This is a genomic window from Roseimicrobium sp. ORNL1 (assembly GCF_011044495.1).
Taxonomy (GTDB): Bacteria; Verrucomicrobiota; Verrucomicrobiia; order Verrucomicrobiales; family Verrucomicrobiaceae; genus Roseimicrobium.
In genome coordinates this window covers 6,255,893-6,279,855 of sequence record NZ_CP049143.1, presented here as the reverse complement: position 1 = coordinate 6,279,855, position 23,963 = coordinate 6,255,893, and the positions used below count along the sequence as shown (strand labels likewise).

At 59.8% G+C, this 23,963-nt stretch carries 19 protein-coding genes; 2 read left to right on the top strand and 17 right to left on the bottom strand.

Annotated elements, in window-relative coordinates; translation table 11 throughout:
* Window positions 1-17: 17 nt before the first annotated feature.
* The 11 genes from G5S37_RS25135 to G5S37_RS25085 form a co-directional block, all read right to left on the bottom strand.
* Window positions 18-494, bottom strand: coding sequence for a TQO small subunit DoxD (locus G5S37_RS25135; RefSeq protein WP_165207790.1), 477 nt, complete (start codon window positions 492-494; stop codon window positions 18-20).
* A 33-nt stretch (window positions 495-527) separates the two neighbouring features.
* Entirely contained in the window at window positions 528-1,187 is a 660-nt protein-coding gene (locus tag G5S37_RS25130) for a hypothetical protein (RefSeq protein WP_165207788.1), read from the bottom strand.
* 95 nt (window positions 1,188-1,282) lie between these two features.
* On the bottom strand, window positions 1,283-1,471 hold the full coding sequence (locus tag G5S37_RS25125; RefSeq protein ID WP_165207786.1) for a hypothetical protein: 189 nt from the start codon (window positions 1,469-1,471) through the stop codon (window positions 1,283-1,285).
* 27 nt (window positions 1,472-1,498) lie between these two features.
* Window positions 1,499-1,732 (bottom strand): hypothetical protein, encoded by a 234-nt coding sequence (locus G5S37_RS25120; RefSeq protein ID WP_165207784.1) that lies wholly within the window; start codon window positions 1,730-1,732, stop codon window positions 1,499-1,501.
* Between the two features lie 263 nt (window positions 1,733-1,995).
* Entirely contained in the window at window positions 1,996-2,877 is an 882-nt protein-coding gene (locus G5S37_RS25115) for a sugar phosphate isomerase/epimerase family protein (protein WP_165207782.1), read from the bottom strand.
* Window positions 2,874-4,073 carry a Gfo/Idh/MocA family oxidoreductase gene (locus tag G5S37_RS25110; protein WP_165207780.1) on the bottom strand — a complete coding sequence of 400 codons (1,200 nt, stop codon included), beginning with the start codon at window positions 4,071-4,073 and terminating at the stop codon, window positions 2,874-2,876. The genes G5S37_RS25115 and G5S37_RS25110 overlap by 4 nt, the downstream gene beginning before the upstream one ends.
* Window positions 4,074-4,151: 78 nt before the next feature.
* Window positions 4,152-5,093: a hypothetical protein gene (locus G5S37_RS25105; protein WP_165207778.1), complete on the bottom strand. Its 942-nt coding sequence runs from the start codon at window positions 5,091-5,093 to the stop codon at window positions 4,152-4,154.
* On the bottom strand, window positions 5,090-5,944 hold the full coding sequence (locus tag G5S37_RS25100; RefSeq protein WP_165207776.1) for an aldolase/citrate lyase family protein: 855 nt from the start codon (window positions 5,942-5,944) through the stop codon (window positions 5,090-5,092). The genes G5S37_RS25105 and G5S37_RS25100 overlap by 4 nt, the downstream gene beginning before the upstream one ends.
* Before the next feature lie 29 nt (window positions 5,945-5,973).
* On the bottom strand, window positions 5,974-6,561 hold the full coding sequence (locus tag G5S37_RS25095; RefSeq protein ID WP_165207774.1) for a dTDP-4-dehydrorhamnose 3,5-epimerase family protein: 588 nt from the start codon (window positions 6,559-6,561) through the stop codon (window positions 5,974-5,976).
* A gap of 53 nt (window positions 6,562-6,614) precedes the next feature.
* Window positions 6,615-7,604: an FAD:protein FMN transferase gene (locus tag G5S37_RS25090; RefSeq protein ID WP_165207772.1), complete on the bottom strand. Its 990-nt coding sequence runs from the start codon at window positions 7,602-7,604 to the stop codon at window positions 6,615-6,617.
* 33 nt (window positions 7,605-7,637) lie between these two features.
* Window positions 7,638-9,413: an FMN-binding protein gene (locus G5S37_RS25085; RefSeq protein WP_206026134.1), complete on the bottom strand. Its 1,776-nt coding sequence runs from the start codon at window positions 9,411-9,413 to the stop codon at window positions 7,638-7,640.
* Window positions 9,414-10,037: 624 nt separating this feature from the next.
* Between G5S37_RS25085 and G5S37_RS25080 the strand changes: the two genes are divergently transcribed.
* On the top strand, window positions 10,038-12,287 hold the full coding sequence (locus tag G5S37_RS25080; protein ID WP_165207768.1) for a hypothetical protein: 2,250 nt from the start codon (window positions 10,038-10,040) through the stop codon (window positions 12,285-12,287).
* A 40-nt stretch (window positions 12,288-12,327) separates the two neighbouring features.
* Here G5S37_RS25080 and G5S37_RS25075 read toward each other — a convergent pair whose 3' ends face one another.
* The 5 genes from G5S37_RS25075 to metK form a co-directional block, all read right to left on the bottom strand.
* The gene (locus G5S37_RS25075; protein WP_165207766.1) at window positions 12,328-13,257 is read right to left on the bottom strand and encodes a hypothetical protein; all 930 of its coding nucleotides are present in this window, start codon (window positions 13,255-13,257) and stop codon (window positions 12,328-12,330) included.
* Between the two features lie 295 nt (window positions 13,258-13,552).
* Window positions 13,553-14,974 (bottom strand): adenosylhomocysteinase, encoded by a 1,422-nt coding sequence (gene ahcY / locus G5S37_RS25070; RefSeq protein WP_165207764.1) that lies wholly within the window; start codon window positions 14,972-14,974, stop codon window positions 13,553-13,555.
* Window positions 14,975-15,242: 268 nt separating this feature from the next.
* On the bottom strand, window positions 15,243-16,571 hold the full coding sequence (locus G5S37_RS25065; RefSeq protein WP_165207762.1) for a DUF1552 domain-containing protein: 1,329 nt from the start codon (window positions 16,569-16,571) through the stop codon (window positions 15,243-15,245).
* Between the two features lie 20 nt (window positions 16,572-16,591).
* A complete protein-coding gene (locus G5S37_RS25060; protein ID WP_206026133.1) occupies window positions 16,592-19,612 on the bottom strand; it encodes a DUF1592 domain-containing protein in 3,021 nt (1,006 codons plus the stop codon).
* A gap of 209 nt (window positions 19,613-19,821) precedes the next feature.
* On the bottom strand, window positions 19,822-21,039 hold the full coding sequence (metK, locus tag G5S37_RS25055; protein WP_165207758.1) for a methionine adenosyltransferase: 1,218 nt from the start codon (window positions 21,037-21,039) through the stop codon (window positions 19,822-19,824).
* A gap of 41 nt (window positions 21,040-21,080) precedes the next feature.
* Here metK and G5S37_RS25050 point away from each other — a divergent pair, with 41 nt between their 5' ends.
* The gene (locus G5S37_RS25050; protein WP_165207756.1) at window positions 21,081-22,037 is read left to right on the top strand and encodes a metalloregulator ArsR/SmtB family transcription factor; all 957 of its coding nucleotides are present in this window, start codon (window positions 21,081-21,083) and stop codon (window positions 22,035-22,037) included.
* Window positions 22,038-22,064: 27 nt separating this feature from the next.
* Here G5S37_RS25050 and G5S37_RS25045 read toward each other — a convergent pair whose 3' ends face one another.
* Complete coding sequence (locus G5S37_RS25045; RefSeq protein ID WP_165207754.1) at window positions 22,065-23,765, bottom strand: hypothetical protein; 1,701 nt, start codon at window positions 23,763-23,765, stop codon at window positions 22,065-22,067.
* Window positions 23,766-23,963: the final 198 nt, after the last annotated feature.

Genomic DNA, 23,963 nt, shown 5'->3' with positions numbered 1-23,963 from the left:
TTCCCGCATCGGTTGCGCTAGAGAAAAAAGGAATCCGATTTCTTCCGGTCCTGCCGCATGCGGAAGAGCGTGTCCACGGCGAGCCAGCCGGAGCCATTCACCAGAAGCGTGACGGCCACCAGGAAATAGAGCACTGCGGCCTCGGCGCGGTACGGCAGGTCCGACTTGTTGCACACCCAGAGGGCGCCGAGCGCCACCGGCATGAACACCACAGAAGAGAAACGGGTCACGAATCCCAGAATCCAGCTCACCGCCGTGAAGGCGGCCACCACCGCCGCTGCGGCACCGAAGATTTTTCCCATGAGCGGACTGAATCCAGCCTGCTCCATGGTCGCCATCAGATCCCACGGCTGCTGATTCCACACGTGCTGCCAGGCGAGAGCCGTTCCATTCCACGCATGCATGTAGAGCAGCAGTGCCCCCGCGCCGATGCGCAGGGGGATGATGCCGACAATGGGAGGTGGGCTGTCGAAAGGAGTGCTGTCGCCGAGCATGCCGCAGGTGAGGAAGAGAGATGGAACAGAAGCTTACAGCGCGTCGGAATAGGTCACGACATCGCCTGCTTCCAGTGTGATGTCCTGATTGAGATAGTCCGAATGGAAGGCCTTCACGCCGTTTCGCGTGACGTAGACCGCACGGCCCGTGGCGCGTTCATCACGACCACCCACATATTGCAAAATGTTCGCGGGGTTCGCGCCGCCGAAATATTGGATCACGCTCTCATGCTTCACCGCGCCGTGCACGGTGAGCAGTTGAGTGCCTTCGATGGAAGCAAGGTGCACCGTGATGAGGGATTCGCCGCGCTTCCTGCGGAAGGCCGCCTCCAGTTCGCGCGCGGCTTGGGAAGCGGTCTTGCCGCCCAGCTTGAAGGTGCCGTACTTGCCGAGATCGACCTTTCCATTTTCATCAACCATCACGGCGCCCGCGAAGACCTTCGCGGGAGAGCGCTGACCAGCATAGACCGCGAGCTCAAGCGTGTGCCCGTAGGCCAGCGGCTGTTTCAGTGACCAGGGAACCTGTGGATCATTGGCCGGAGCGGTGGCGTCATTCCCCACAAAGGGGACCTTCACCTTCGGCAGCTCGGGCAGGTCCACTTTGGGAAGCTGGTCCAGCGAGATGCAACCGCTCAGGAGCAACGCCAACGGCGCGGCGGGAAGAAAGAAAAGTCGGGCTAGGCGGGGATTCATGGAGCTGCCATCATGGGCAGCACCGTGCGGCTGACAAGCCGGAATGTGATCAACGCGGCGTCATTCAAGACGCAGGACGAAACCAGTTTTTCCGACTACTCAATGATCAGGTCGTCCTCGCCCAGGAAATCGTGGGCAGGCACTTCGTGATCGATGTCGCTGGATTCAGGCCCGAAGGCGAGATCCGCAGCGGCCTTGATGCCTGATTGGACTTCCGGCGTGAACCACAAAACGGGAGGCCAGGGAGAGCACTCGGCATCGGTCATGGTGGGCTTGTTGAACATGGCGGTGTTGGGGTGGGCTGTTTACTTCTAGTCCCTCACCAGCTCTAACTTTCCTTCGCCGTTCAGCCTCCATTCGCGCTCCTTGATGTCCTTCTCGGCAATGTGCTCACGGACGCATTTCTGCACCATGTTGCGCACGATTTCCGCAGGACTGGAGCCATAGAGACCTTTCACAACGAGGTCCTCGAGATACTGCTTCATCTGAGGCGTGACCGTGATGGTCATGCTCAGGGATTCAACAGTGTTGGAGGGGCGCGCCATGATTTCGGCAAGGTTAAGACCCGGTGACGACCGAGTTTTAACCTTGTTCTTAACATGGGTCAATAATAATCCCCTGTTTTTATCCCGTTTTGGCCGGGTTTAAACCGTGTTTTGAGGTTTCCCTGTTCGATCGAACAATGATTTGGCGGTGCAATCGTCCTTGGAGGAACTCCGGCACACCCCTTCGGTCGCGAATATTCCTCGCGTGCGTAGGTGGTGTGAAGGGTTCAGCGTGCATGGCCCGGTTAATTAATTAACATATCTTAAGCAAACGTTTTGCGCAAGTATTCTACATCATACCGGATGTCTTCTTCTACGCCATGGGGGATTTTTACGCCCTCAATGTGAATCCACCCGGTGTAGCCGATGGCGTCCATGTCCGCCCGCACCTTGGCAAAGTCGATGGAGCCCTTGCCATACAGGTCGTCGTAGTCCTTCGCGTGGAATTCGCAGATGCGCTCCCGGCCCAGGCGGCGCACCGCGGCGTGGATGTCCTCCGACTCCTTGTGCATGTTCCCTACATCATAATACACCTTGATGGAGGGGGACTTCACCGCGTCGAGCATGCGCTCCAGCACCTCGGCCTTCAGCCAGGACTCGATGCCGTAGACGATGCCAGCCTCCTCGGCACGCGGCGCGAGTTCCTTCAATCGAGCGATCACCGCCTCGATGCCGGGCTCGTCATTGCGCAGATCGCCATTGCCGAAGAAGGCGAGCAGCACCACCGGCGTCTTCAGGCGCTTGGCGACGGGCATGCTGTCCAGCACCCACTGCTTCGCGTTCTCGTCATTCTTGTAGGCCACACGATTGAGCACGCCGAGGGCGAGGGAGGGGACTTTCACTCCGGTCTCGGCGGATTTGGCAAGGAAGGCCTCCTGCAGCTTCTCATCGTGCAGGGGAAGCTTGCCATTCGCCTGCACCTCGTGGCCGAAGTCCACCTGCACGCCATCGAGTCCGATGCGCTTGGCCAGGTCGAGTGACTCGGTGTTCGCGGCGAGTTTCAGTGTCCAGTCACAGGCGCCGATGCCGAGGAGCTTGCACTTCTTCGGCTCTTCCGCGCCTTGGGAAAAGGCGGGAAGTCCCACTGCTGGCAGCGCAGCCGCGGTCGCGACTGCAGCGGATTTGAGAAAGTGACGGCGTCTCATGATTGCAGGCCTTCCAGGTTCACCGCCATCACGTCCTTATTTGCCAGCACCTCGTCCCACGTCACGGTCTTTCCGCCGTAGGCCGCGAGTCGCACCATGATGGCGGTAAGGTTGCTGGTGATGCTCGGCTCGATCGTGGGATTGCTGGTGTCTCCCGAACTGATGGCTTTGTGAAAGGCAGTCATGTTCTCGCTGATGCCGGAGCGGTAGAGTTCCTTGTTCGCACCACCGCGGTAGAAGGATTCCTTTCCACCACGGATCATGACGTTGCCACCGTATTCGCTGAAGAGCGCGCCCTTGTTGCCATACAGATCAAAGGTGATGCCGCCCGGTGCTCCGAAGGCTTCAAACTGGCGTGAGGCGAAGGTGACCCCGACTTGATTCGGGTACTCGATGAAGGAGGTGAAGGTGTCATTGCAATCGCCGACGTCCACACGCGAGCGGCGGGCGCAGGTACCGGTGACCTTGAGAGGTCCCTTGTTGCCGAAGGCCCAGGCCATCATGTCCAGCGTGTGGATGTTCTGCTCCACCACGATGTCACCACTGAGTCCCTTCCAGAAGACCCAGTTCTGCAGGCGGCCTTCCGGTGTCTTGTCATCACCCTTCGCGCCGAGGCGGCCAGACATGTACTTGGCCTCGCCAAACGCGAGGTCACCGAGGGCACCCTTGTGCACGCGCTGCAGGGCTTCCATGAAAAAGGCGTCCGTGCGTGTCTGAAAATCGATGAGGAAAACTTTTTTCTTCTCGCGAGCCGCCTTGCCACTGGCTTCGATGCTCTGCACGCCCGGCACATCCACGGCCATGGGCTTCGCGAGGTACACATGCAGGCCAGCTTCCACAGCCGCCTTCGCCTGGGCCGGGTGGAAGTAGGGCGGGCTGATGATGGCTACCGCATCCACGCCTCCCTGCGCGATCATCTTTTCCACGCACTGCAGGCCGGTGAAGACCTTCTCCTTACCAAGCTGGAAGGACCTGGCCACCGTCGCCGCCTTGTCCTCGAAGTAATCCGCCGCGCCGCCGATTTCGAAGTAGCCGTTTTCCAGGAACATCTTGGCAATCATCGTGCCTCGCCCGCCGCAGCCCACCATGCCGACTTTGATGCGGCTGTTTGCCTGGGAGCCGAAGGCGGTCTTGGCGGACATCGTGGCTGCCAGGGCCGTGGTGGACGTCTTGAGAAAATCGCGTCGCGTGTTCATGGCGGGGATTCTTCCAAAGTTTACGCGAAAGCGCCAGCCTTCCTTAGGTGAAGAATCCTTCCAAGAAGATGTGATATCTCAAGGTGAGCGGAGCACAAGCATGGGCGTGGTTGGGTCCACCTTGCGCTGGGTGCCCACACCAGCAATCCCGTGCTTGCGCATCAAACGTTCTGAAATGATCTCAAGCTGCCGCAGGTAGGGCTCGTAGATGCCATCCAGAACGGTGCACTGGCTCATCTCTGGATTCGTGTAGAAGGTCTGCCAGGTGCCGCAGTCCCTGCGCGAGACACTGCTGAAGTGGAAGAATACAAGAGGTTCCTCGTCGACCTGCATGCCTTCGGGCGATTGCTGCAGCACATGGCCCCCCAGGTTCCAGGGAGCCAGGTTGAAGCCCGGATGCGTGAGCACCATCACGCCCTCATGTTCCTGAGGCCATGCATTGAGATACGCCTGGTTCATGAACCGGCCATCTTCCACGCGATTGAAGCACCACTCCAGACAGCGCGCGGTCCAGTCTGCCAGCACGGCCTTGCCCAGGGCATCGTGACGCCAGAGTCCGAAGCCGGCGTTGTAGGTGCCGTACTTCTCCAACTCGCTATTCTCGTGGCTGAATCGATGCGGGCTCAGCACCGTGGATGCGTGTGCGGGAATCTCGGCAAAGGCCTCGCGCGGGCTTGAGAAAAAATACGTGTCCGCATCCAGAAATGCCACCCAGTCATCCGGCACCACTTCAGCCTCCATCACATGACGAATGACCAGCGGCTTCGTTGTCGCATAGAATTCCCACGGCGTGCGCGAGGCCTGCAACTCCACCAACCTGGATTCAAGCTCCAGTATCTGGGCGATGGTCAGCGACTTCACGCCACAGGGAAACCAGGTACGCAAGATGTGGAGCATGGTGTCATCAAGACACAGCACGGTGACGGCGGCACCGGGGCACCAGGTGCGGAGCGACTGCAGCATGGCGATGCCCTGCGCCGCGTAGTGTGAGTCGAAATAGGTGACGAAGTGCGGTGTCACGACCGGGACGACCCATGCAAGTACAGGCCCTGGAGATGCTCGCGCAGCTCCCTGCCTGCATCCTCCACGTGATCCTTCGAACGTGTGAACCAGAAATTCAGCCGAGATTGCAGTCTGCGCAACGCATCGCCGAAGGTGTTTGGAGTAAATTGCTTGTGGAAACTCCGGGCAAGCCACGCGGAGTGGGAGCCCAACGCGGCATGACGGGCCAGCACCAGATCTGGTGGCACAGGAACCGAGTCCGCAACTTCCGGACTGGCCACGCCGCCAAACCCAAAGGCACGTCCTGCCTTCCTCGCACGGGCAGCGATGTCATCCAGCACTGGCGAAGCCACCAGTTGCATGGGGTGCCGCATGCCGACAGCCAGGCTGAGATCATTGAGCCCGACCATCACTTCATCTACTTCGGCGATGGCGAAGATGGCATCCAAATCCTCGAGGCACTCTTTCGTCTCCAGCAGCAGCAGCGTTTCTGCGCGTCCTGCCACCATGCCCACAAACTCCCGTGCCTCGCTGGCATTGTGAAACTGTGGCAGCATCAAGGAACCCGCACCCGCGTGCAGAGCCCGCTCCACCTCCTCGCGCGTCCTTGAATGAAGAGGATTGAGGCGCACAAACGCGCGTGCGTGGTGCAGTACCCTGGCGATGGGGATCAAGTCCGCCAGCGTGTGGTCAGAAATGCGCGCATCATAGACCATGCCCTGACGCTGGATCTTGCCCATGCGCTCGATGTCGATTCCCACACGCGTCACCCCGGCGGCATCAGCCGCCGCCGCCCACGCCGTGTCCTTGGTCAGCAAGGTCAGCGTGAATGGGGGCGCTGCGACGCGCGGTTCTGGGAGAGCTGGCATGCGGTGTGTTGGCAGATCTTCTCAATAATCTACAGCAATCCTGACGGAAGCGCGGGGGAATCTTGGGCAAGCGTCCAGTCATCGGGGTTCTCGTACTCGAAGGGCACATCATTGAGCACGATGTAAACGGCCTCGTCTGTGCCGACGTTCTTCAAGGAATGCCACACCCCGGGTGGGATGTGCAGGTACCGGGGACGGTGCAGATTGAAGTTCATGGCAAAGGACTTGCCCAGGGTGGGGGAGTCCTGACGCGCATCGTACAGGCCGATGCGGAGAAAGCCTCTCACGGGAAAAACGATGTCTCGCTGCACGTGGTGGCAGTGCCACTGCGTCACCAGCCCGGGCAGCAGTGAGACGTGCACCACATGGCCGATGGGGAAGGCTTCCCCGGCAAACCACTCCGGCCGGTAGAGTTCCGTGAGCACGCCGCCGCGGTAGATGACGTTCTTCACATCCTTCACGTACACGCCATCAATGGGCGGTGGCGAGATGGGGTCCCAATCCTTGTCCAGCGTCTGCCGGGCGCGGGCTTCCTTGAGGATTCCTCCGGCTGTTTGCGTGGAATCGGGCGCGACGACGGATGCTTCTTTGGACGGTTCTTTGGGGGCTTCGCTCACTGAAGGTTCCGTAGCGAAAATCCACCGGACGTCAATGCATCTGACCAGTGCTCTTACCGGGGATGCGCGTCTGCTTCCTCGATGAACAGGGCGTCAATCCCAAGCCGTGTGGCGGTTTCTTTTCCTTCCTTCAGCCCGAGAATGAGCAGGGCCGTGGTCCACGAATCTGCTTCAAAGCAGGAGTCGGAAATCACGGATACCGAAACCAGTGAGTGAGTCACCGGGCGACCCGTGCGTGCATCCAGCACGTGAGGGTAGCGTTTGCCGTTCACTTCGAAGAACTGCTGATAGGTGCCAGAGGTGGAGAGTGCCTTGTCCTGCAGTGCCACCGCTCCTGTCACCACGCCTTTTTCTGCGTCAGGCTGTTGCACGCCCACCTGCCACGGCGTGCCATCCGGCTTCAACCCAATGGCGAAGAGTTCGCCACCCACATCGAGGAGGAAGTCCGTGTGCCCCGCCTTGCGGAGGCGCTTCACCACATCATCGACCGCATAACCTTCCACCAATCCAGCGACGTTGATTTCCACATCCGCCTGAGTCTTGCGCAGCATGGGAGGATCCTGCTTCACTTCCACCTTCTGCCAGCCGACACGGGCCATCTCCGTGGTAATGGCTTCGTCAGAGGGGATGGAATGCGTGGATTTTTTCACGCCGAATCCCCACAGCTCGATGAGTGGTGACACGGTCACGTCAAACGCGCCGTTCGTCTCTTTGCTGAGGCGTTGCGCGTAGATCATCACTTCTGCCAGCTCACGTGGCACTGGCTGCCACTCGGTCGTGCGAGATGCATTGAAGCGGGAGACGGCGGAGTCCTCACGCCAGTTGGTGAACATCGACTCCAGTGCATCCAGGCGTGATTGCACCATCTCGGATGCCGTGCGTGTGTCGCCCTTCGCGAGGGTGAGGTGCCATGTGGTGCCCATGGTGGGACCGCTGGCTTCGGGCAGGCGTTTGTCCTGGGGACAGTCAGGAATCAGGAACAGCACCACGGTCATGGTGACCGTCATGATGATCAGCTTTAGAAACTTGCGTCCACGGAGCATGGTCGGTTGGCTGCGCACTACTTCCACTCGATCCTACATCCGTGCGAGATAGAGCATGCCCACGGCGGCAGCGACCAGTACCAGCGCAGCCACATCGCGTTTGCCGAAAGCATCGCCATGGCCTGCATAGCGCACAAACTTGAGCAGTGCGCCCGTGGGGCAGCCATAGCGGCAGTACGCCATGGGGATGAACAACGAAGCCACGAGACCCACAATGGCCACCGTGATGGTGCCCCAACCGGCGACGCGGATCAGCCAGGCATCAAAGGGCTCCAGCGCATTCACATTCACCTCCAGCCCGAACATGGCGACCACGAGGATGAAGATGAGCAGCAGCCACGGCACCTGTTCCAGTGCCTTGCCGAGCTTGTGCGGCACCTTGAGTTGCCACTTCAAGCGATGCGCCAGTACCTGCTGCAACGCGCCATGCGGACAGTAGTGGTGGCAGTAGAAACCGCGCCGCCAAAGCCAGGGAGTGATCAATGCCAGGGCTGCCACGAGCACCAGCATCGGTGCGGATTGCCAGGCCACGCCATGCCGAGCCCACCCGACAAAGAGGCCCTGCGAGATCATGGCGCCACTGAAGAGGCCTGCATAACCGATGAGCAGCGCGTGATGCACCCAGCGCATCCAGCGTTTCCCACGCAGCGAGGTGAAGGTCATGAGCAGTGACACCACCAGCACGACCAGCATGCCCCAGTCCGCCGCCTTCCATGTGATGTGGGTGTACCATGGTGGTGTAGGAACGGCTGCCGTGGCGAGCTGCGCGGCACGACGCTTCAATCCCTCGGCCAGTGCCCAGCTTGTTTCCGTCGCGCCGGATACGCCTTCCACCTTCGCTTCTTTGAAGTCGAGCGTTCCCAGCTTCTGCACGCTCATGCCGTTGAAGAGGCTCATGAAGTAACTATCCGCCGCCATGTCTGCGACATAGTCCTTGGTATCGAAACTCTTCCTCAGGCGGATGGACACGAGCTTCTCTCCGGTGGGATCCAGCACCATCAGTGTATCCGCGGGACCTTTGTAGCCGACGATGGCATCGCTCGCGGGGGAGGTGCGCGTGACCTGGGCGAGCACTTTGCCGGAGGCATCCTTCACTTCCAAGATGCCGGCGCGATCTTTTACCGGGGTGAGGGTGGCCGCCTCAGGTACGACGGCCTTCACTTCCTCCAGCGTGATCGCGTCAGGGAAGCGCAGGGAAGTTCCCGGCTGGCCGAGACGCCTCAGCACTCCTTCGGCAATCGCCGTGCTGGTCAGGGTGGCGCCGCTCACTGCATCGATCTTGGGACGACTGGTAGTGTCCCCGAGCTTGAGTCCCTTGAAGGAATTGAAGAAAGCCCGGTGGCGGATGATCTCCGCCATGTGGTCCGGTGTGTCATCACTGCGTAGCACACGCACGCCGATGACCTTGCCCTGGGGATCACAAGCGATCAGCGTATTCGTGGGACCGGAGTAGCCGATGATCTTGTCCGAGAGCGGTGAAGTCTGCGCCACCATGCCCAGCACCACGCCGGAGCCGTCCAGCACACGTTGCACGCCGGTGTCCGGATCACGAGGGCCGAGCGACGCCGCGGCGGGAAAGAAATCGCGGAGGCGCGTCGGATCCAGGGTGCTGCCCTCCTGCGCCATGAACCACCGGTGCTGGGTATGCATGAGCCAGGCGATGGCCACGAGAATCCCGGCGCGGTAGAGGCGCAGGAAGATCGGGTTGAGCCTGGAGGGAGCGGCTGGCATCCGATAGTCTTTCGCGCCTTGAGCGGCAACGCAAGCCGGGAGCACGGGAATGAGAAAGCTTTTCCGTGTCCACTTCATGACGCTGCGGCAGTGCTCGCGGTCGCGTCGTTATCGATCCGCTTGCAAAAACACAATGCCGTGGAATGGTCCGAGCATGTTCCACTCGATGCACAGCTTCAGTTTTGGTGCATCAAGCAGTTGCGGCTAATTAAGATCCGCAACGCTTGAAACGGGAGAGTTGTGTCTGCGCCGGTTGAGCGCAGCAACACAGCGGACTCATCATCCTCGATTGCGGCAGACGTCCGCAATCATCCACGTCCGGCAGGACCGTGCCCTACTGGCATGTCCATGTCCGGCGCTCCTTGCCATGTGCACCTGACTTCGATTTCTTTTATGCATCCTTTGTGCCCGCCGCTCCTGCGCGATGCAGGACGGCTTGATCTTCTTGAGCTGGCATCTCCCCAAGTGCCGCGCTCCCAAAAATCGCTTGCGCCTGCCCGCGTCGTTCGCCGACCACTGGACAAGGTGCCTCAGCGTTTCCACTTCACAGGCGCCTGTCCTCTCGCCGAGGATTGGCAAGTGCTGTCGTGTTCCAAACGTGATGCCGCCACTCTCACCTCGTTGCTTCGTATCCTGGCGCTCGTTTCATCGTCGGAAGGGTGTGGCCCCTGCTGGACACCACGCTTTGGAGAAGGCAGGGATGTGCGTCCCTGGATTTCCGATCGCGAGGTGCTACGCCATTGGCTGGTGGAGATGGGCCACCATTGGCTCAAGGCGATTGCGCCCCTCGTGAAGCAGCGTGTACTACCGGCGCGCGCTGAGCAATGCGGTCCCGAGAGCGACGGATCATTCTGCCCTGATGTGTTTGCCTTGGCGCGCTTCGGCAAGCTCGTCGAGATGCGTGAGGCTGGGTGGGATGCGCGCTTCGCGAGAAGGTTGCTGCCGTTTGTCTCCGGCGATGTTGCATGGGAAGAGGTCCGGAATATGCAGGCCCGGTTTCTAAGCCTGCCAACCCTTCTACAGGAAGATGGCGAACTGTGCCGTCTCGCATCACACGGAGTGGCGGGTGCCCGGTGGATAGCGTTGCTGCCAACCCATCGAACCGAGCACGCCAAGATGCTGCTGGACACCGTCCTGCAATTGGAGGGCTGGAAGCATGTGCCGAAGCCCGGCACACATCGGCTGATCGCCACCGTGCAGCACATCTCAGGGCCACTGGACATCGCAGGCAGAATGCGCTGGGCGGTTGATGGCCTCCTCAAGGACGCGCCGTATCGGTGGCTGGCAGGCACGCTGCATCTGGCAGAAAAGACGGGACACTTTGAGCAGGATATCCCAAAGGTGGAACACTGCCCCAGTGCCACCCGCTTCGCTGCCTTTGCCAGGATGTGGAATCTGGCGCCTCAAACCACCAGGGATCTCTGGCGAGCAGCATCGCTCTATCCCGGGGTATGGGAGATGTTGCGAGGTCTCACCCGACGGAGTTGGTGTGCAAGGGGGACGGGGACGCGGAAGCTTTGGTTGTGGATCGCGTGGTTCGGCGATGAGAAAGCCAAACACATGCCGGGGCGCTGGGCATTGCTGAGAGCGCATTGGAAGACGATCCTCAACGTCACAAAGGAAACCAAGAGGTGGAAGCGTTGGGAGCTCATCGATTTCCTGCGGTATGGATTCGATGCCAAACGAGCCGAGACCGAGCCAGAGATGGGCAGCGATGCATTCCTGTGGCTGCGAGAACTGCGAAATGCGCAGACGATTGATTCAGGCTTGCGGGGTGACCTGCTCTTTCGATTGCTGCCCTGCTTCCTGCATCAGCAGCGCCAGCAGATTGCCACGCACTTCACCCGGTTGCTCAGTGCCACCAAGAAAGCGGACCGGTCCTTCAATTTTGCGTACGAGATGCGATCCGGTGCAGCATGGATCCCATTCATTGGCCGGAGAGCGTGCTTGTTCTTTTTGCTCCGGGAACCTCGCATGTTTGTGAAGGCGTTTCGTTTGCTGGGAATGCTAAGTCATGAGGCGGCGAGCAGGGTGGCGTATGTCTTTGCATACCATCCACTGGTCACCACCAAGCCTGACAAATGCACGCTCAAGGAGCTGGTCATCATGGTGGAGGCGGCCTCACCCGGACGAAAACATGGCATCGAGATCAAGGAGCGCCTGCAGGCCCATCTTGCGAACACCAAGCCGCAGCCACCGCATCTGGTGAAGGCCGATCATCTGGAGTTGATGCAGGCATGGGCCCGGCTGGCCCTCGAGGTGCTGGAAGAGTTGGTGCAGCGTGAGCTCAAGTTGATGTTCCCGATTCTCATGCGCTCCGGTGCTCGTGAAGACACCGTTCTGTTTCTGCACACGCTTGATGAAAATCAGCGGAAAGGGCGCACGCTCGTGAGAAGGCATCTCGAAGGTTTGCCGCCGGCGAAGGAGCACCATCCCGCCAACCGCCGCTGGCTCGGCACGCTTCCTTCACCCACCTCAAGCCAGTGGATGGGCACCTTCACCAGGACACGACAAATTTCGAACCTCGGGGAAGTGACCATTTCAGTGGAGCAGGATCCCCTGGAAATCCTGCGCATGGGAGACTACGGCCACTCCTGCCTTGGCTCGGGAGCCTGCAATCAATACTCAGCCATGACCAATGCCATGGAGGCCAACAAGCAGGTGATCTATGCCCGGGACAGTGCAGGACGTGTGGTGGGAAGGCAATTGATCGCCATCTCAGAGGAGAAGCGCCTCGTCTGCTTCATGGTCTATCCGTCTGACGTGTCCGATGAATTGGAAACGTTTTTCGCGGCGTATGATCGTGACTTCGCGACGGCTCTGCAGCTCCCTTTGGAGACCGAGAAAAAATATACCATGGCCGCGCCGCTCGGGCTCGAGTGGTATGACGACGGGGCCTGGAAGGTGCCGGAAAACCCAGCCGTAGCTGAAGCGACTCCCCTCGAACCTTGAAGAAGCGCGATGGGGAGCCCGGATATCCCGGGGTTCCCCATCAGGCGGACAACACCAATACCTTGCTGGTGGCCACTTTGCGGCGCAGTTCTGACCATGAGAGGTGGAGCCAGTTCAGAATGCGGACGGATTCGGAGGTTTCCCCCAAGGACTCTTGAAAGGTGGCCAGCGCATGGAGCAGCATGTCCAGATCTTCCAGCCGGCAGGGAAAGGAGACTGTCCCATAGACGCCCAGGCATTTTCTGCCGCCTGATGCAGCAGGCGGCACGAGCACGGCATTTTTCACCAGGCGCGCAAACACCGGTCCGAAGGAAGACTTTGCGGCGCGCAGAGAGGCAGTGGTCGCTTTCACTACATCCTCGGTCACCTCCACGGTGCCCGGTTTCAGTGTCTTGGCCGCGACTTCTGCTGCTACGGACTGAAGGCTGGCAAGCAGCGTCTGCGCTTCACCGCGCATGGTGTCCTCGCCATCCAGGAAATCCGTGAACAGGATCCACTCAAGAAACCTTCTGCAGGGTTTCACGGAACGTAGCAGATCCGCCCGCAGGCTGGCGTGGAATGCTCCATCGGAATGCAGCATGGAAATGTTCCCGATGTAGTACGTCAATTCCTCGCGGCGTTCGTTATTCAGGAAGCCGCTCGATTGTGGATAACCGAAATGTTCGGCACAGATATCCTGGTCCTGAATACGCCCGGACGTTTCTGGGCGTGTGGTGAAGAATGCATCCAATGCACGCACCGTGAGCATGCTGGATTCAATGCAGGTCTCCTCCAGTAATGTTTGCACCGGTTGGTACGTGGGCCCGGAGTTCTTTGCTTTTCGCACATCATGCCAGTGTTTCAGCACCAGCATTCGTTGCATCACATGAATGACCCGGCCCAGCGATAGGAGCTGGTCGGTTCGGGGGCGCTGCAAAAACGCAATGCGGGCCAGGCTGGACATCTTCGTCGTGGTTGCGGGTGGAAACACGGGTTGCTCCGGGGCTTTGCGGATCGTGCAAATAGCAAGATAAAGATTGACAAACGTATAACGTCGTGAATTTCGGATTTCGCAAGTGACTAATAAGGTTTTTTACTAATGCAATATGGGGTTAGCCCTGAATTGCTGGTTTTGTGGGTCTGTAAGCCAATTTCCGCGACCAAGTTGCGTTTGCCCAAGGGAGTGTGGCATGTACGACATGGACACAAACAGAAGCGGGCGACCATTGCTGGCCGCCCGCTCATGATGTTTTGCCTTGCTTGCAGCACTCGCTGCAGAAGATGGTTTAGTAGCGGTAGTGGTCCGCCTTGTACGGACCATCCACCGGCACGCCGATGTAGTCGGCCTGCTCCTGGGTGAGCACGGTGAGTTTCACGCCGATCTTGCCAAGGTGGAGACGGGCGACTTCTTCATCGAGCTGCTTGGAGAGCACGGTCACACCCACGGGGCGGGTCTCGCGGGTCTTCCAGAGTTCCATCTGGGCCACGCACTGGTTGGTGAAGCTGTTGCTCATCACGAAGCTCGGGTGGCCGGTGGCGCAGCCGAGGTTCACGAGGCGGCCTTCTGCCAGCATGTAGAGGCTGTTGCCCTTGGGGAAGGTGTAGCGATCCACCTGGGGCTTGATGTTCAGGCGCTTGATGCCGGGATAGGTGTTGAGCTTGTCCACCTGGATTTCGTTGTCGAAGTGACCGATGTTGCAGACGATCGCCTGGTCCTTCATCGCTTCCATGTGCTCCACGCGGATGATGTCCTTGTTACCGGTGGTGGTGACATAGATGTCTGCGATGCCAAGGGTGTCCTCAACAGGCATGACGCGAAGACCAGCCATGGCGGCCTGGAGTGCGCAAACGGGGTCGATTTCGGTCACGATGACCTGGGCACCCATGCCCTTGAGGGCGTCGGCGCAGCCCTTGCCCACATCGCCGTAGCCGCAGACCACGGCCACCTTGCCGGCGATCATCACGTCCGTGGCGCGCTTGATGCCGTCGATGAGGGATTCGCGGCAGCCGTACAGGTTGTCGAACTTGGACTTCGTGACGCTGTCGTTCACGTTGATGGCGGGAATGAGCAGCTTGCCAGCCTTCGCCATTTCATAGAGGCGATGCACGCCCGTGGTGGTCTCTTCGGACACGCCCTTCAGTTCCTTCACGATTTCGTGGAAGATGCCGGGGGTATCTTTGTGGATCTGCTTGAGGAGATCCTTGATGACAGCCACTTCGTGGTTGTCGGAAGGAGTGTCGACCCACTTGTCGCCATTCTCCATTTCATAACCCTTGTGGATGAGAAGGGTGACGTCGCCACCGTCATCGACGATGAGCTGGGGTCCCTTGTTCTCGGGGAAGATGATGGCCTTCCAGGTGCACCACCAATATTCTTCGAGGGACTCACCCTTCCATGCGAAGACCGGCGTGCCGGACGCGGCGATGGCGGCGGCGGCGTGGTCCTGGGTGGAGAAGATGTTGCAGGAACACCAGCGGACATCGGCACCGAGATCCTTCAGCGTCTCGATGAGCACCGCGGTCTGGATGGTCATGTGCAGGGAACCGGTGATGCGGACGCCGGCGAGCGGCTTGTCCTTGCCATACTTGTCGCGCGTGGCCATGAGACCGGGCATTTCGTGCTCGGCGATTTCGATTTCCTTCCGGCCGAAGTCGGCCTCCTCAATGTTCTTTACCTTGTAATCAATGGCGGCTTGGCGGGTGCTCATGGAGTAAAAGCGTTCGGGTGCAGTAGTTTGAATCAACGCATCAAGATGCGTTGATATGTTCTTTCAAAGGCGGCGGATGTCAACCTCGAAGTCTCGGGTGGCCGGAGAGCGGAATCGTTGCCTCTACCGCCGTCGGGCGGGCATCGTCCAAGGAAGTCGGGTCTCCTGACCGGACAGCGTCCGGCGGGTTTTCCAACCCGCCTGAAATGAAGCTCTTATAGAGCTCGACGCCGGCCAGAGGCCAGCGCTCCCAGGGCTGCTGATTCGCTTAACCCAGCTCCGCTATCGCCTGCTCCGCGTCGCCGAAATGGTCCACCTTCACGCCCATGCGGTCCATGAAGGCGAGGTGCAGGCGGCAGAGCTTGCGGTTCGGGTCCTTGCTGAAGTCCAGCAAGCGACCGCCTTTGATGGTGCCGCCGCCGTTGCCGGCCACGAGCAGGGGAAGCTGCGTGGAGTCGTGGGCGTTGCCGTCCCACAGGCTGGAGGTGAGCATGACCATGCTGTTCTCCAGCAGGGTGCGCTCGCCTTCATTGGTGTCCTGCATCTTCTGCAGGGTCTCCGCCCAGGCCTTCACCATGTACTCGTTGCTCTTCTGGTAGAGCGCGAGGCGGGCCTCGTCGTTCGCGTGGTGGGAAAGTTCATGCTGACCGCCTTTGATGCCCAGGAAGTCATAGTTCATCTGGGAGAGGTCATTCGTCATCATCATGGTGGCCACACGGGTGCGGTCCATCTGAAGAGCGAGCACCATGATGTCCATCATGAGGCGCAGGTGTTCCTCCTGGCGCGCGGGAATGCCGGGATTCGGGCGCGGCATCGTGGGCGTCTTCACGCTCGGTTGCCAGCCCTGGCCATTGGTCTCTGCTTTGCTGAACTTCTCCGCGCGCTCGATGCGTTGCTCCAGCTCACGCACGGAGGTGAGGTACTCATCGAGCTTCTGCGTATCACGACGACTCAGGCGCGTGCGCAGGGCATTGGCATCACCCAGCACGAGGTCGAGCACACTCTTGTCGCGTTTGCGCTTGCTGCCGTCGTCGAAGAGCTGGTCAAAAGCCTGCTGCGGGTAGATCTCCTTTGGCGCGGGAGTGGTGGGGCTGCTCCAGGAAACGTAGGCGGAATAGATGGAGGTGTAGCCGGAGTCAGTGCTGTACTTCGGACCTTCCGTGCCGAGCGCGAGGCTGGCCACGGGTGTATCATGTCCTACTTGCGCGGCGATGATCTGGTCCATGGTGAGACCCACTTCCACATCCGTGGTCGTCTGCTTCACCTTCAGGCCAGAGAGGAGGTTCATCTTCGGGTAGTGGCCGCCGGGGCCCTCCACCGTGGTGGGGTTCCAGAGGCCTTTGAGCACCAGAAGCTTGTCCTTGAGTGACTCCAGTGGCTTGAGCGTCTGCTTGAGTTCGAGTCCGCCGGGCGTGTTCTCCGCGCCCCAGTGATGCGGGTTTACCCCGTTGCCGAAGAAGCACACGGCCATGCGGCGCGGCGCGGTGGCGTTCTTCACGCCGGTCGCTCCGAAGGTCGGCACGGATTCAAGCCACGGCAAACCAAGGGCCAGGCCTGCACCTCGCAGAAAGCGGCGACGGGAGAGGGATTTACTCATGATGATATCAACTGGGGGTATTAATACCTACGGTTCAGGAACTGGCGGCTGTTCACGATTTCGAGAACGGCGGCGGAGAAATGGCTGTCGGACGCCATCGTCTTGGCAGTAATGGTTTTCAGCAGTTGTTTGTCGCTCGGCATCACGGAGCGACCGAGAGCATAACCGAGCAGCTTCCGTGCGAACTGGCTGCTGAACTGGTTCTCATGCGAGGAGAGATACTCACGCAGACCTGCGAAGCCAGTGAACTTCGTGCCCTTTACCTGCGCGGAAGTGTCGAGCGGCAGGCCGGCTTCATCCTTGTCGCGGAAACGGCCGAGCGCATCGAAGTTCTCCAATGCAAAGCCCAGTGGATCGATGCGGTCGTGGCACGACGAGCAGGCTTTGCTCGCGCGATGGAGTTCCAGCATCTCGCGCACCGTGGCGGGTTTCGGACCGTGCTCCTTCAGCTCCGGCACATCCGCCGGCGGTGGAGGTACGGGCGTGCCAAGCACGGATTGCAGCAGCCAGTTGCCACGCAGAACGGGGCTGGTGCGGTGCGAGCGTGAGGTCTTGATGAGCACACTGCCCATGCCGAGCACACCGCCGCGGTTCTGCGCTGTTACGCTGACCTTCTTGAGTTGCTCACCCGTCACACCGGGCACGCCATAGAACTTCGCGAGACGCTCGTTCAGGAAAGTGTAGTCCGCGTTGATGATCTCACGCACGGGACGGTCTTCGCGGATGAGATAGGCGAAGAAGGTGAGAGTCTCGTCATACAAATCCTCGCGGAGCTCAGGCGTGAACTCGGGGAACTTCTTTCCATCCACCGCGCTGTGTTTCTCGAAGCCGCTGAACTCCAGCCATTGTCCCATGAACTCCTTCGCCATGGCCTGCGCCTTCGGGCTGCGCAGCATGCGGCGCACTTCAGCTTCGCGAACCTCGGGCTTCAGCAGCGAACCATCGGAGGCCACTTTGCGGAGTTGCTCATCCGGCTTCGAGGACCAGAGGAAATAACTCAGGCGCGAAGCCAGTTCCCACGCGGAAACGGGGTGATCTGTCGCAGGGCTTTCTGATTCCGAGGCTGCGACGGGAGAGAGCTCCATCTTGAAAAGGAAGTGCGGTGAGACCAGCACACGCGCCACGACTTCACGCGCGGCACTTTCACGATCGAGTCCTTTGCCGATACCATCGTTGTAGAGGGTTTCGATCTGCTGTTTCTCGGCATCATCTGCCGGGCGGCGCCAAGCACTCGAAGCAAAGGTCTTCAGATGCTGGCGCATCAGCTTGTCGTACTCCGCCTGCTTTTCCTTGGGCAGCTTGTCCGTCCAGACATAGTCCCAGTCTGTGCGCATTCCCTTGAGACGTTTCTTTTCCACTTCCGGCAGCAGGGCGAGAAGCTGCTCATCGGTGAAGTAGTACACACCGGGTCCGGTGCCGTTATTGAAGAAATTCTTGGCCACTTCCTCGAGTCGGCGCTCGAACATGTCCGGGAACACCGTCTTCATCCGGCCGAAATCCGACATGGTCACTCTGGCTGCTTCCGTCTGACGTTTCCAGACCGTGAGCACGCCGGGAATGATGGCGGAGGGGTTCGGAGGGGTGCCGGTGGAAAGCGTCCACTGCACCGTCGCCTTGTCCGCTTCCGGAGAGCGCATGTCGAGCTTGCCGACTACATTCACCTCATTCACGCCGTCGGGCAGGGGAAGGGGAATCACCGCAGGCGCCTGGACACACAGGACCTCCGGCGCGACGCCGCCTTTGTTGAGCGGGTCTTTGCCATAGAGGGCAAGGACCTTGTCCACCTCCTGCAGGTACTTCTTCAATCCTTCTGCCGTCACACCCTTGGGTGCGGGCTTGCCTTGCTCGATCTCGCTCAGCTGTTTGCGCCCGGTTTCGCGCTCCACGGTCATCATCCGTTGGTAGTTGATGGTCTTGCCCTGGCGGCGCACGTTGAGATTGCTCAGTTGCACCAGGTCACCAATCGAGCCGTCACCGATGTCTCCCACCACGAGGTGCGCCTCACGCACATTTTTGGCTACGTCGACCTTCGCCGGATAACTGCGAATGCCATCGGAATCCTGCTGGCGGCGCTGCACGCCACTCCCTGCCTTGAGCGGATTATTCCACGAGCGACGCTCCGCTTGAATGGCCTGTGCGCCAGCAATCACCGCAGCGGGTACTTCCTTGGGCTTCGCGGCATCCGGTGCTGGCAGGTTGTGCCAGGCGTTACGAGTCAGGTCGAGGTAGCGCGACTTGAGCTTGTCGTTGTGCAGCATCTTCCACCAGTTCGCGAGGAATGCCGGCGAGAGCTTCGCGTCCTTGGCGAGTTGGTCGAGTGACTGCGCGCCGGTGAGTTCCTTGTGTTTCCACTTCCAGCACGCCAGCATGTACTCCGCTTCGCGGAAGTCTTCGCCGTCCTTCGGCAGGTACGGGCCGGACATCTTCTGGTACCAGACGTAGAGTGCCTGCTGCGCCTGCCCCTTCACCTGGTCATATCCGCGCAAGCCCACGCGCTGCTCTTGGAACTCCACACCCGAGCCGGGAAGAATGGTCGCATGGTCTGCGATCTTGCGCGCCGCCGTGAGATACTTCTCCAGCTGCGTCGGATTCGTGAAGAGCACATCGCCGATGTTGGAGAAGCCTTCTCCACCACCACCGTCCGGCAGGAATTCCTTGCCCAGGCCGAAATCGACACCGGTCAAGTCGCGGATCGTGTAGTCATACTCCGCATTCGTGAGACGGCGCAGGGTGACGGGACCGGGGTCGCCCGCATTACGCGTGGCCACGAGTTCCAGCTCCTTGTCCATCCATTCGAGGATGTCGTGCTTCTCCTCCTTCGTGAGCTGCGTCTCATCCTCCGGTGGCATGGAACCGGCGTCGATGACCTCGCGCACCTTCTCCCACATCGCATATTCCTTTTCCAGGCTCGGATTCGCATCCAGGCGCTTCAAGTCCACGCCACCCTTCGCCTTCTTGGTGTTGTGGCAGTCATAGCAGCTTTCGCTCAGCACGAGCTTGGCCGCATTCCAGTCGGGCACCGCGTGTGCGGAGGACGACACGAAGGCAAGACAGAGGAGGGTGGAACGGAGGGTAAAGTTGGGCATTCGCAAGAGCACAGACGTTGCCAGAATTTCAGGGGAGATAGCTACGTGGCGCAGGCACAGCGTCTTCCCATTGAAGAGGCAGGAACCACTTCATTTTGGACGCAAAATAAGAGGGCCGTGTGACCCAGAAGTCACACGGCCCAAAGAGGGATTTCGCAGGGAACTTACTTCGCCGCCTTCTGCAGCGCCGCAGCCTTGCTGGTGGTTTCCCACGTGAGGTCTTCGTCGTCCTTGCCGAAGTGGCCGTAGTTGGTGGACTTCGAGTAGATTGGACGGAGCAGGTTGAGCTGCTTCACGATGTCGGCGGGCTTGAAGGAGAACACCTTGAGGATGGCGTCGAGGATGGCGTCATCCGACGTGGTGCCGGTGCCGAAGGTGTCCACGTGCACGCTCACGGGGAGCGGGTGACCGATGGCGTAGGCGAACTGCACCTCGCACTTGCTGGCGAGACCGGCGGCCACCACGTTCTTGGCAACCCAGCGGCCCATATAGGCGGCGCTGCGGTCTACCTTGGAGGGGTCCTTGCCGGAGAAAGCGCCACCACCGTGACGGCCCATGCCGCCGTAGGTGTCGACGATGATTTTGCGACCGGTGAGGCCGCTGTCGCCCTGAGGACCACCCACCACGAACTTACCGGTCGGGTTGATGAGGTACTCGGTGTCCTTCGTCAGCATGCTCTTCGGAAGCACCTTCTTGACGACCTGCTCGATGCAGAACTTCTCGATCTCAGCGTGCGTCGCGTCCGCGGCGTGCTGGGTGGAGATCACCACGTTCACGATGCGGGTGGGCTTGCCGTCCACGTATTCCACGGAGACCTGGCTCTTCGCGTCCGGACGCAGCCACTTGGCGGCCTTGCCTGCCTTGCGGATCTTCGTCAGCTCACGGCCGAGGCGGTGTGCGTACATGATGGGCGCAGGCATGAGCTCAGGAGTCTCATCGCAAGCATAGCCAAACATGATGCCCTGGTCACCAGCGCCCTGTTCACCGTGCTTCTTGCCTTCGGCTTCAGCGGCGTCCACGCCCTGAGCGATGTCGGGGCTCTGGATGGTGAGGTAGTTGTTGATGAAAATCTTGTCGGCGTGGAAGACGTCGTCGTCATTCGTGTAGCCGATGCCGCGCACGGCGTCGCGGATCACCTTGCCCACGTTGATCACTTCATCGATCGGCTTCGTGGTGCCCTTCTTCTTGTCTTGCAGCTTGGGGATGGTGATTTCACCGCCCACAACGACGATGTTGCTCTTTGCAAACGTTTCGCAGGCGACGCGCGCCTTGGAGTCGACGCTCAAGCATGCATCGAGGATGGCATCAGAGATGGTGTCGCAAACTTTGTCGGGATGGCCTTCGCCGACGGACTCGGAGGAGAAGATAAACGAGCGTGACATGGTGGATTCTGTTTCGTATGGACGAATGATGATACGTTGATATGTTACTCCTCACCGCCGTGTCGTCAATCCTCAAATCCTTTGCCCTGCTCAGCGATCCCACCCGTGTGCGTCTGCTCGCCCTGCTGCGCCAGGAAGAACTCTCGGTGGCGGAGTTGCAGGAGATTCTCGCCCTGGGCCAGAGCAACATCAGCGCGCAGCTTGCACGGTTGAAGGAAGCGGGACTGGTAAGCGACAGACGCTCAGGCAAGAACCGCCTGTACAAGCTGGAAAGTCCGCGGCCAAAGGAGGCGGAGAATCACGTCCACCTCCTCGCCCTGCTGGACGCCGCTGCTCAGGAGCTCCGTGAGGCCAAACGCGACCAGATTGCGCTGAAACTGGTGCGCCGCAAACGCCAGGACACGGCCAAAACCTATTTCGATGCGCTCGCCGGAAAGTTTGGCAGGCAATATGTCCCGGGCCGTTCGTGGAAGGGTCTCGGGGAAATGCTCATGCACCTCGTGCCGCAGGTCGTGATCGCGGATCTCGGCGCGGGGGAGGGCACGCTCTCCCAGATGCTCGCGCCTCATGCGAAGCAGGTCATTGCCGTGGACAACTCCGAGCAGATGGTGGCCTACGGTTCCAAGCTCGCGAAGGAACACGGCTATACGAATCTCGACTACCGGCATGGCGACATCGAGTCACCTCCCATCAAGGACAACACAGTGGATGTCGCCGTCTTCTCCCAAGCCCTGCATCACGCGCAGAAACCCGAGCAGGCTCTCGCTGCCGCGTACCGCATGTTGAAGAGCGGCGGTCGCCTCGTGATCCTGGATCTCTTGAAGCACAGCTTTGAAAAGGCGCGCGTGCTCTACGCAGATGTATGGCTCGGCTTCTCCGAAGTGGAGTTGCACGAAATGCTTGAGCAGGCCGGCTTCAAGCAAATCGAGGTCCGCATCGTGGATCGTGAGGCCAAGAGCCCGAACTTCCAGACCGTGCTCGCGGTGGCGGTGAAGTGACTGCCGTAGCTGAGCGGGCGTGAGACTTTACAGTGACTTCAGGGTGATCTGGCTGAAGCGTGCGTGCAGGTAGTTCGCCGCCGGTCCCTTCTTCAGTTCTTCCACATGTTTGGTCCAGAGTTCCTGGGCCTCCTTCGCCTTCGTCTTGGTGGGAGAGGTGTCGGCGATGGCGGATGCCAATGCGAAGTACATGGCATCTGCCCCGACTGGGCCGGTGACTGGCTGCAGGGACATGGCGAGCTTGCGAGCCTCGTCTTTTTTACCAGCATTCCAGAGGAGCAGGCATTCCAGGGCAGTGTTCTCGGGCCGTTTCTGAAGCTTGGGGTTTGCCATGGAGGCGATGGCGTCGTCCCACCTTCCTACCGCTGCCCATGCCAGCGCCTGCTCACGGGTTTCGGGGTAGAGGATGAGGGAACTTTGCTGCATCCGCGTGGCAAGCTCAGCGCGCTTGGTGCAGGCATCAGACGCTTCTTTAAGTTTCCCCAGGGCCACGTGACTGGAGATCAAAAGCTTCAACGCCTCACATGTATCTCTGGAGGTTTCTTTTGGGTCCTTCAGGGCGCCGGACGCCAGTGCCTTTTCGAAATGTGACGTCGCTTGCGCGTAGTCACGAAGGCCGAAGGCGCACTCCCCCTGGAAACGAAGAAAGAGATAGATGATGGGTGAATCTGCTTCCTGCTTGCTGATCATCCCCTCCATCTTGGTAAGTTCAGTCCGCGCCTCCTCAATTTTTCCGTCTTTCATGAGCTGCATGACCAGCGCTATCGATGGCAAGCTTTGCCTCATGCCGTCATCAGGGAAATTTTTCTGGGCATGTTCGGTTGCCTTCAGGCGGAATTTCTCGGACTCCGGTTTGAATCCTGCCCTGTCACGTGCCCCAGCCAATCGAAGGTAGAGGTCGCCGAGTTGCGCCGACGTTTCACCATATTTAGCCTGCACGATTGCCTGCAGCTGAAGTTCGAGCGCGGCAAAGACGTCCCAGCGTTTTTCTCTTGCCAGTACCTCTAGAAATAGCAGGGAACGAGCTTCGTCCTCCTCGAATTTGTCTCGACCAACAACGAAGTTCACCGGGGCGCTGAGGCGCATGCCGAAGAACATATTGGGTCCGTAGATCCACCGGCCACCCGGTGCGGTCCGCGAAAAGGCCAGACAGCCATGCTGGCCTGACGGCAGGACCACCGTAAGTGCTCCAGGCTGCGCCACAGCCATATCGTTGCTGGCAAAAGCCCCGGCAGTGCCAGGATTGAGGATCTCCATCTTCGTGCGGAGCAGACGGACGTCCTTCCAATACTGGTGACCGACCATTTCGATGATGGTTCCTGCGCCTCCCGCGGCGGAAGAAGGAGGGAAACTCCGAATCACTTCGCCGGAGGGAATGCGGAAGTCATTGGTGCCGCTGGCATACACCATGACAAAGCTTTTGAGGTCGTCCGAAAACACAAACCAGTCGGATGTGTTGTCGGTATATGTCACCTTGGCCACTCCCGGCTCCACATACTCAAGACTCTCCAGAGTGGCGGAGATGGCATTGCCCGCCAGAATCTCCAACCTCGAATCCACGAATCTGACACGTGGAAAGTTGATGGCGTTGCACTCGAAAATCTTGTTCCGGATCGCGGCGGCGAAGCTCTCGGTCGTGGCGAAGGGGTTGGCATCTGCCTGCGCTCTTGCAGGCGGGGTGATGGATGCCGCAAGCATCAGGGCGTATACGAGTAGCAGTTTTTTCATTATCTTAACGGACGCTACCGAATTCCTTTAGTATCGCCAAGCAAATAGTGTACTCGAAAAATATTGCTTCAAAAAAAGCCGAGAACTTGAGAGCCGCGCGTGTTTCCCTGGGGTGTCGTGCTGCCGCGGGTCTGGAGGGGAATCCTTTTTGCTTGCTGGTTTTCGTGCTGCTCCACATCCTTGCACCTTATGAGAACG